6 protein-coding genes and 2 pseudogenes are annotated in these 9,129 nt (G+C 46.4%); 2 read left to right on the forward strand and 6 right to left on the reverse strand.

The window, feature by feature from the left end; genetic code table 11:
- Positions 1-29 precede the first annotated feature (29 nt).
- The 5 genes and pseudogenes from JGK14_RS23615 to JGK14_RS23635 all read right to left on the reverse strand — a co-directional run.
- On the reverse strand, positions 30-797 hold the full coding sequence (locus JGK14_RS23615; protein ID WP_293208526.1) for a Uma2 family endonuclease: 768 nt from the start codon (positions 795-797) through the stop codon (positions 30-32).
- Positions 798-837: 40 nt separating this feature from the next.
- On the reverse strand, positions 838-1,716 hold the full coding sequence (locus JGK14_RS23620; protein WP_325315554.1) for a Uma2 family endonuclease: 879 nt from the start codon (positions 1,714-1,716) through the stop codon (positions 838-840).
- A gap of 114 nt (positions 1,717-1,830) precedes the next feature.
- Complete coding sequence (locus tag JGK14_RS23625; RefSeq protein WP_442921474.1) at positions 1,831-4,839, reverse strand: EAL domain-containing protein; 3,009 nt, start codon at positions 4,837-4,839, stop codon at positions 1,831-1,833.
- 605 nt (positions 4,840-5,444) lie between these two features.
- Positions 5,445-5,888 carry an RNA-guided endonuclease InsQ/TnpB family protein gene (locus tag JGK14_RS23630; protein WP_442921473.1) on the reverse strand — a complete coding sequence of 148 codons (444 nt, stop codon included), beginning with the start codon at positions 5,886-5,888 and terminating at the stop codon, positions 5,445-5,447.
- Between the two features lie 401 nt (positions 5,889-6,289).
- Positions 6,290-6,487 (reverse strand): annotated as a pseudogene (locus JGK14_RS23635) (hypothetical protein); the annotation flags it as partial.
- Between the two features lie 275 nt (positions 6,488-6,762).
- On the opposite strand from JGK14_RS23635, the gene nfi reads away from it, so the two are divergent.
- Complete coding sequence (gene nfi, locus JGK14_RS23640) at positions 6,763-7,416, forward strand: deoxyribonuclease V (RefSeq protein ID WP_293186801.1); 654 nt, start codon at positions 6,763-6,765, stop codon at positions 7,414-7,416.
- 835 nt (positions 7,417-8,251) lie between these two features.
- Positions 8,252-8,482, forward strand: a complete 231-nt coding sequence (locus JGK14_RS23645) for a KGG domain-containing protein (protein ID WP_293149797.1) — start codon at positions 8,252-8,254, stop codon at positions 8,480-8,482.
- A 463-nt stretch (positions 8,483-8,945) separates the two neighbouring features.
- On the opposite strand, the pseudogene JGK14_RS23650 reads toward JGK14_RS23645, so the two are convergent.
- Positions 8,946-9,129, reverse strand: a pseudogene (locus JGK14_RS23650) (RNA-guided endonuclease InsQ/TnpB family protein); the annotation flags it as partial.

Consider the following 9,129-nt stretch of genomic DNA (forward strand, 5'->3'; position numbering starts at 1 on the left):
ATTGAGGCTATTGCCACTATTTCAACTCTTTAAACAGTATCAGGATCTACTCCCAACTCCCGCAACTTAGCCGCCAATTTTTCAACGCGCTGACGTTCCTCTTGAAAATCTAGACGTTCCATTGCAGCTTGTTTAAGTTCCTGCAACCGCCTTTGTTCTTCTTTAATTAACCTTTCCACCAATGGCGGAGACAGTATTTCATCCACTGATAATCTCAAATTAGGAAATACTACAGATACTATGTCCTCACCCGGCAAGTAATCTACCTGTGAATAAACCTCATCACCTTCGGGAACTGCTATAACTCGCACCCGCTGTCTGTTTTCTGTCGGATCAACTATGCAATATTCCGGCACGTTAGCTTGTTCGTACTCTCCTCGTTTAAGTATATAATCTGCGCGTCGATCTTTGCCAACGACTTCTATTAATAATAAAGGCGTTTCATCAAAGTCAAGGACGGCCCCTCCGGGTCGAGCAGCAACTTGTTCTAAAAGACTTTGAGTGCAAACAACTATATCAGGGATGCGGGATGAACTTTCTTCGGTTCTGACTCCCAAATTTCTTTTGACTACTAAATCAAGATTGTTTTCAGCTAGGTGACGCTGCAATTTATAAACCAAATACTCACAAATATTTATGTGTAGAATTGTAGGCATTGCTATTGGTATTAATTGACCTCTATGCAGTTCATGTTTTACCTCGTCATCGACTTTATAAAATCGGTATTCTTCAAAGGTTAATGTGGGTGAATTATCAACTTGTTGGTCTGTCAAAACTGGCGTGATTGATTGAGACATATCTTTGTGACCTCAGCGAGTATTTATGATTAAATTAAATTTAAATGACAGTATCAGGATCTACTCCCAATTCCCGCAACCTCGCTGACAATTTGTCAGCACGTTGACATTCCTCTTGAGCGCGTTGACTCTGCTGCTGGGCGAGTTGACGCTCCTCATCAGCGCGTTGACGCTCCTCATCAGCGCGTTGACGCTGCTCATCAGCGCGTTGACGCTCCTCATCAGCGCGTTGACGTTCCATTACAGCTTGTTGCTGTGATTCCTGTAATCGAACTCGTTCTGCCTTCACTAACTCCTCCACCAATGGTGGATTCAGTATTTCATCCACTGATAAAACCAAATCTGGAAATACTACAGATATAATTTCCTCACCCGGAAAGAAATCTGTATGCGTGTAACCATCTTCACCTTCAATAAATGCTAAGATTCTGATTTTTTGCTTCCCACATTTAGGGTCAACAATGCAATATTCGGGCACATTCGCTAATTCATACTGTGCTCGTTTAATCATGTAATCTGCCCGTCGATTTTCACTCACTACCTCTACTACTAATAGCGGTGTTTCTCCTAAGTCAATGATGCCTGAACCAGGCTGGGCAAGTATTTGTTCCCACAAACTTTGAGTGCAGACAAGTACATCGGGAATGCAAGATGTAGCATCTTCTGTTCTCACTCCTACAGAAGTTTTTACTACTAAATCGAGATTGTGTTCAGCGAGATAACGCTGCAACTTGTAAACCAAATATTCACAGATGCTTGTGTGTAAGGCTGTCGCTGTTGCCATTGGTATTAATTTGCCTTTGTACAGTTCGTATTGTACATCAGGATCTCCTTGATAAACTCTGTATTCTTCAAAGGTTAAAGTCGGAGAAGTATCTGTTTGCTTTTCTTCTAAAACTGGGGCGATTGATTGAGACATAGGTTTTGGTATGAGTTGATTTTTATATACTTTGTAGGGTGCGTCAGGTGAAGTTGTGGGGCGACGATCGAGCGTTTGCGGACTGACGCACCCTACTAACTATTGTAGATCGGATTACCATTTGGGCGATCGCCTCAATAAGGCCGTAGCAGCCTCACTGTTGAGAGGTCTAGAGAAAAAGTACCCCTGACCGTACTCGCAGCCGATCGCCCGCAGTTGAGCCAATTGCACGGCGGTTTCAACACCTTCTGCGACTACCTCCATCCCCAAGCTGCGCGCCAGCATGACGATCGCCCGCACGATTTCCAAATTCTCGCCTGCTGCTCCGATGCGACTGACAAAAGAGCGATCGACCTTCAAAATATTAATCGGGAATTTGTGCAAATAACTCAGAGACGAATAACCAGTGCCAAAATCATCAATGCACAGCCCGATCCCCAACTCCCTTAACTGCGAAAGCATCGCCGCCGCCGCTTCCCCATCTTCCATCACCACAGTCTCAGTAATCTCCAACTTCAAACAGCGAGCATCAACACCAGTTTCCTGCAACACTTGCTTGATTTGCTCGATCGACTCCGGTTCCGAAAACTGCCTCCCCGAAAGATTCACTGCTACTGTCACCCGGGAATTTCCCACAGGCAAATTCAAACTCTGCCACTGAATAATTTGGCGGCAGCTTTCGTTCAAAACCCACAAACCTAAAGGCATAATTAACCCAGTTTCCTCCGCCATCGCAATAAATTCCATGGGGGAAACTAAACCGCGTTCCGGGTGCAGCCAGCGCACCAGCGCCTCAAATCCGATAACCGAGCCGCTTTTCAAACAAACTATCGGCTGATAATAAACAGTAAAAGGACATTCCAATTTAAGAGGAGCCAATTGTGATTTTGTACGCTCCAACTTCCAGTCGATTTCACATACAGGCGAGTTTTCCGCCGCCGCCCCACCTGGGAAATCCACAATCGAATATGTCAAATTCAGTTCTTCAATCGACTGCCGCAAATCGTTTTCCAAGTGCATCAAAGCCACAGCCCGAGTGTGCATTGCACTCGTAAACACTTCGTAACGAGCTTTACCGAGAGCTTTTGCCCGGTACATCGCAATATCAGCATCGCGCAAAATATCTCCAGGCCACTGATATTTGTCGGTACTCATAGCAATGCCGATGCTAGCAGTAATTAAAACTTTATGACCTTCTAAATATAGCGGTCGTTCGATCGCCTTCAGAATTCCCTTTGCTTGGGCGATCGCTTCATCCACACCTTGAATTTCCTCTAGCAAAATCACAAACTCATCTCCCCCCAGACGTGCCGCCGTATCTCCTGGGCGCAAACAAGTCAACAGACGGCGGCCCACAGCCACCAACAGCCGATCGCCCGTGCGGTGTCCCTGGCTGTCATTAATCACCTTAAACCTGTCCAAATCGAGAAACAGCACCGCAAATTGATAGTTCGGATGCCTTTGGACGCGAGCAAAAGCTTGGCCCAACCTGTCAGTCAACAAAGCGCGGTTGGGCAACTCCGTCAGCGCGTCGTGCAAAGCATCGTGCAACAATTGGTCTTCAGCCGCCTTGCGTTCAGTTACATCGTGACAGTTGACGACAATTCCCCGCACCGAAGGTTCCGAGAGCAAATTCGTCGCCACCGCTTCCAACACGCACCAGAAACCCTGCTTGTGTCGCACCCGGTATTCCGCCAATCCCAGCCCAACTCTCGGCATTTGGATGACACCTTTGAACACTTGATCCACCATTGGCAATTCATCGGGGTGAATCAAGTCAAAGACAGACCGGCCGAGGACTTCCGCCGTCGGGTAGCCCAAAATCCGCTCGGCGGAAGGAGAGACATAGCGGCAAAAGCCTTTGTCGTCGAGAATTACAATAATGTCTCTGGCATTTTCAATTAGCGATCGAAAACGCTTTTCGCTTTGTCGCAGTTCTTGTTCCGTGCGCTTGCGATCGGTAATGTCGGTATTCATGTAAATCAGACCGACAATTTTCCCCGTGGGGTCTTTAATCGCATCGGCCCGCAGCAGCACTTGCAAAATTTTGTCGCTTTTTGTGCGGTTGGTAATTTCACCAGACCAAGAATAACCTCTGGCGATCGTATCGAGAACCTCGCAGGCGACTGCGGGGTCAGCAAAAACTGCCGGTATACCTCCTGCGAGTTTAAATTCCTCTGCCGTTTCCCATTCAAATAGCTGAGAAAACGCTTGATTTTGATAGATGTGAGTGCCGTTGGCATCGCTGATGCCGATCGCGTCGCTCGAACTTTCCACCGCCTTGCGAGTCAGCACCAGAGCTTCTTCTGCCCGCTTGCGCTCGGTAATGTCAATCCCTACCAGACAAGCTGCATTCCCCCGATCGTACTTTTGAGCCACAATCAAATAATATCCCGCCGACTGTCCGCCCTCCGTTTTCACCTTAGCGCTGAGTTCTTTAACCGCTTCCGTAGCCTCGCAGGCAAAAAAATCCACCACAAAAGAGTAAAAATCCAAGCTAGCGCCCAGAAAACCGATATCTTGACCGACAAAGGCCGACGGCGACAAACCGTGCAGTTTAGCTAAGTGGTGGTTGACGCCCAAATAGCGCAAATCCGAGCTAATCCAAGATACTATGCCCGGAACTGCTTCCAAAATCGTTTGCAGTTGGTCGTTTGCTTGCTGCAAAGCTTCCTGCACTTCGATGCGTTCGGATAAGTCGGACTGAGTTCCGACGAAGTGAGTCAAATTACCGCTGTCGTCTCGCACGGGAGATAGCGACAATTTGTTCCAAAAAGGAGTACCGTCTTTGCGATAATTTTTGATTGTTACCTGCAATGCTGTGCCTTCGCGCAAGGCTTCGCGGATCTTAGCTACTGTAGTGCGATCGGTATCCGGACCTTGCAAAAATCGGCAATTGCGCCCCAAGATTTCACCGGCGCAGTAGCCTGTGATCCTTTCAAATCCTGGATTGCAATAAATTATGGGACAGTCGGGTGCATTGGCGTCAGCAATGATAATACCGCTGGTAGTAGCAGCCAAAGCTCGATCGCGCAGCCACAGTGCTTCAGAAGCCGTATCGCGATCGGCTACGTCCCCCACTTCATCTAAATTATAAATTGACTGGTTATCCCGATTTCCCATCAGCCAAACTTTCAAGCCAACCTTTGCAATTTCCGAGTTGCTTCTTACTTTAACGTTTTTCAGGACTCACGAACGTAGATTGCATCTTTGCCTTTAACTAAGCGGGATTTCAGGTTAGTTGTTAGTTGTATTTTCTGCGCTTGCTGTGTCGGCATTTACACAAAGCGCATCTTCACTGTCACAGTAAAAAACCCTCATTTCCTCTCCCCCTCTCCCCCTCTCCCCCTCTCCCCGCACTCCGTCAATCAGGATGTGCAGCAACTTATTTACCAGGAGTCGCAGATTGACCAGGCTTCAACAGTTGACAGTTGACAGTTGACAGTTGACAGTTTGAGAGCGACCTCTACCTAGAAGGAAGAGGATTGGAGTAATGAATAGTTTGATTTTAATTTCTCCCGAGCAGGGAGAGGCTTTCAACCAATTCTTTCTGGTAATATTAATCAAGGGTAGAGCCTCGTTGCTCCCCATTACTGTCGGAAACTGACCGTTCCATTTTTCGATCGCTTGAGTAGTGCAAAATTTCGGGAGTTGAAATACCCGCACGCTTATCGAAGCGATTATAGTGCAGGCTTCTAACATCGCGGGGGAATGCCGAGCGAACTGACTTACGTCCTTTCGTTGGTCTTACTTCCCCTCCGCTCTTCAGAAACGGCTGTTCCATCCGTTTGTAGCATTCTGATACCTTCTGCTCTAATATTTGTTGCTGCATTACCATCGCGATTGTGACGAGTGCCGCAATTGGGACAAGTCCACTCTCTAATATCAAGTGGCAACTTATCAATTTGGTAATAACAGCTAGAGCAAAGTTTAGAACTGGGGAACCATCGGTCAATTTCTACTAACTTCCCACCTTTTTTCTCTAGCTTGTAAGCTAAGAAATTAGTAAAAGTTCCCCATCCAGCATCAGATATTGCTTTAGCTAAATTGTGGTTGCGTACCATGCCTTTGACATTAAGATTTTCTACTACGACAACTTGGTTTTCGTTGACGAGTTTTCTTGATAACTGATGCAAAAAATCTTGACGGGATTTAGCTACCCGAGCGTACACTTTAGCTACAGTAGACCTCTTGCAAAAATCCTTTTAACCAAATTTTGGGACGGGCTAGAAGCCCATCCCACAAGAAAAAAGATTTTTGTGGGATGGGCTTCTAGCCCGTCGTTGCTTGCTTGCGTTTGAGATTTTTTTCATGCTTGGCTAAGTGCTTAGGATTACTGTATATAGCGGGGGACTTCCCGGCGAGGTATAGCGGATCTAGCTCTCATATTCGCGGACGTTGTTGGGAAGAAGGCCCTATACGTCTGGGTGGTTATATAAGCTGTCAATTATACCTCATCTTTTTGAGAAAGGCTATAGTTAAAGTTTGTCGCTGCAACCGTTGAGCTTCTGCTTGCTATGAGAGCCCGGTTAATTTGGGCTTGAGCATCTTGGGTTGCTTTTTTAACTGTGAACTACCTACACGCTTCCTGGCGGTAAGCGTGTAGGCTTCCCAATTCAATGGGGATTGCCTCAACTTTCATAGATTTTTTACGTCCTGAAGATTTTCGTCTTACATCCCCTCCAAGGGCATTCGCGCTAGTTCCTAACGCCAGAATTCGCAAACCTTCATTTCTAATATTTATTGCAGCATTAATATCTCTATCATACTGAACTGCTTTTCGTCCTTCCTCCGACTTCCATCGGACTTCTGTCAACAGTCAACTGTCAACAGTCAACAGTCAACAGTCAACAGTCAACTCTTCCTTCCTCCTTCAAAATCTGCTAGAGAAGGGGCATTGGTGGGACTTACCCAACCCAAAGCGAGTATAAAAAAAGACTCCTTGGGCAAGTTTTGAATTTATAGCGACAAATGTTAAAAATTAGAATTTGAAAATGGCAGAAAATAAGCTAAGGTTAGATGAGAACGGTTGAAAAAAGATATCTAATGTTGCAGCAACACCCTTGGCCGAAGACAATTGAAGAGGCGATCGTCATTCAAGATGTTCTCCGGTCAGAGGTAATTACCGAAAATCTACGGTCGCCAGTTCGGTACGTCGCAGGCGTAGATGTCGGCTACGACAGTGCAGAAGGCGTATCGCGGGCCGCTGTAACAGTTTTGAGCTTTCCAGACTTGCAATTACAGCAGCAGTCTGTGGTTCGCAGTCCTACAGCTTTTCCTTACGTTCCCGGTTTCCTGTCTTTTCGAGAAGTGCCGGCAGTCCTCGACGCTTTACAAAATATCAGTTTGAGACCAGACTTGATATTATGCGACGGTCAAGGACTAGCTCACCCCCGCAGGTTCGGTCTGGCGTGCCATTTGGGAGTTTTGACAGGAATTGCGACGATCGGAGTTGCCAAAACTAGATTTATCGGAGAACATTCAGAAGTAGGGTTCGAGCGGGGCTGTTGGCAGCCTTTGCTGCACGAGGGATCAACGGTAGGCGCAGCGTTAAGGACGCAAACAGGGATAAAACCGATTTATGTATCGATCGGTCATAAGGTAAACTTGATAAGTGCGATCGAGTACGTCCTGCACTGCGCCCCGAGGTATCGCTTGCCAGAAACAACTCGATCGGCAGACCAACTAACATCGGGATAACTGGCAGGCCCGGAAGGCATCAAAAAAATAAAAAGTCAAAAGACAAAAAAGCATCCCTCTTTGGACTTTGAATTTTTGAAGTGTGGCCCTTAAGTCGAAAAATGTTCTGAGTGTATCGCCAATCAGCTTTCGGTTCCATCCTTCCAGCGAACTAAAGAGTCAGGAACTCAGGGAATCAACGCCACGCTCGCTTGTAAGAAATTACAAGCTGTTCTGACCAGACCCCTCGATCGCGAGGAGACGTTATTCAGGTCACGACACCGGAAAATGATCCGCCAGTTTTGGGCTCTGTCATCTGCAATTAAACAGTTTTAAAGTCACGCTTTACAGTGTTGCAGGTCTAACAAGCCTTTATAACCAGGTCGAGGCGAACATTACTCCAGAAATGGGGATTCGGAGACAACCATATCTCCCCAGGGGTGGCAACCATACCCCCCCTAACCCCGAAAGGGGATTCAAGGCGATTGAAATCGCCGAGCCGTTTCCCTCTCAGGACTAAAGTCACGCTCGTTTCCCACTTACTTACCGAGTTTTTTTTATGACTATACCTGAGAAAGAGGTATAAAAGTTGGGGGATTTGTAGAATGATTGAAAGACAGTAATCAGCTTAAACATTGGCGGCTTGAACTAAACTACCCGGGCGTGAACTATGTTTAGTTCACATTTGTAAATTATGAAACAGTCATCCTGCGACTTAAACTCAAAGTTTACATTCGTCAGATGATGTTTCATAATTTACCGTCTAACCTCTCACCGCTAGCTGGGAGTCCCAACTACGGTGGGAGGTGAGGCGGGATCGATCGAAAAAATCAGCAAAAAAAACAAGGAGACAGTCATGGCTGAGAAAAGCAAACGTGGATTCGCATCTATGGACGCAGAAAAACAGCGTGCAATTGCTAGCAAAGGCGGAAAAGCTGCACACGCGAAAGGAACTGCACACGAATTTACTTCGGAAGAAGCCAGAGAAGCCGGTCAAAAAGGTGGCGAAGCTGTCAGCAGAAATCGGGAACACATGGCTCAAATTGGTCGCGAAGGCGGCCGGAAAAGCCGCAAAAGCGAAGCTTAAGTGAGTCTGTGACTATTTAACACAGTGACTGAAATATCGTCACTGTGCGATTCTTAAGAAGTTATGAAGCTATCTTGAGCGTCAACAAGTTTGCGGGCTAGACAAGGCAAGCAAACACCAGTCTGTCTCTCAATAAAAGCCAATCCGATCGCAAAAAGCCCCGAAATCGGGGCTTTTTTGTTTGTGAGACGAATTATTTGGTTAACTCATATAGCTGGCGATCGCACTTTTTGACCTCAGAAACCCCGTTTTTTTGCAGATTTCTCGTTCCCAAACCCAAAACTCTTAGAAACCCGGTTTCTTTGTAGATTTCTCGTTACCAAACCCAAAACTCCCACAAACCTGGTTTCTTGGCCCAAGCACGCGAGCCCGGAAACCGCCCGCAGTCTGGATATAAATTAAGTAAGATTTTGATATATTTCAGGAAACTTTGACACTCCCCGGTCTGAAGACGCGGGGATTCTTAAGGACAAACTTTGGAGGATGAATCCGCCCAAAGTTTAATTCTTAAAGGGTTAGTCAGTAACCCGCTACCCACTCGCTCAATAATTGAGTCTATGGCTACTTTTGATTTCCTAATGATGTTTGCCGCACCGTTAACATCTGCATTCAGAATTGATTTCTGAGCAGAACGGTATAAACCTCGT

The sequence above is a fragment of the Microcoleus sp. PH2017_28_MFU_U_A genome (assembly GCF_020738035.1).
Lineage (GTDB): Bacteria > Cyanobacteriota > Cyanobacteriia > Cyanobacteriales > Microcoleaceae > Microcoleus.

Excerpts from the sequence above, each read along its gene's own strand:
- nfi (WP_293186801.1), top strand. The coding sequence starts at position 6,763 with ATGTTGCAGCAACACCCTTGGCCGAAGACAATTGAAGAGGCGATCGTC.
- JGK14_RS23615 (WP_293208526.1), bottom strand. The coding sequence starts at position 797 with ATGTCTCAATCAATCACGCCAGTTTTGACAGACCAACAAGTTGATAAT.
- JGK14_RS23645 (WP_293149797.1), top strand. The coding sequence starts at position 8,252 with ATGGCTGAGAAAAGCAAACGTGGATTCGCATCTATGGACGCAGAAAAA.
- JGK14_RS23625 (WP_442921474.1), bottom strand. The coding sequence starts at position 4,839 with ATGGGAAATCGGGATAACCAGTCAATTTATAATTTAGATGAAGTGGGG.
- JGK14_RS23620 (WP_325315554.1), bottom strand. The coding sequence starts at position 1,716 with ATGTCTCAATCAATCGCCCCAGTTTTAGAAGAAAAGCAAACAGATACT.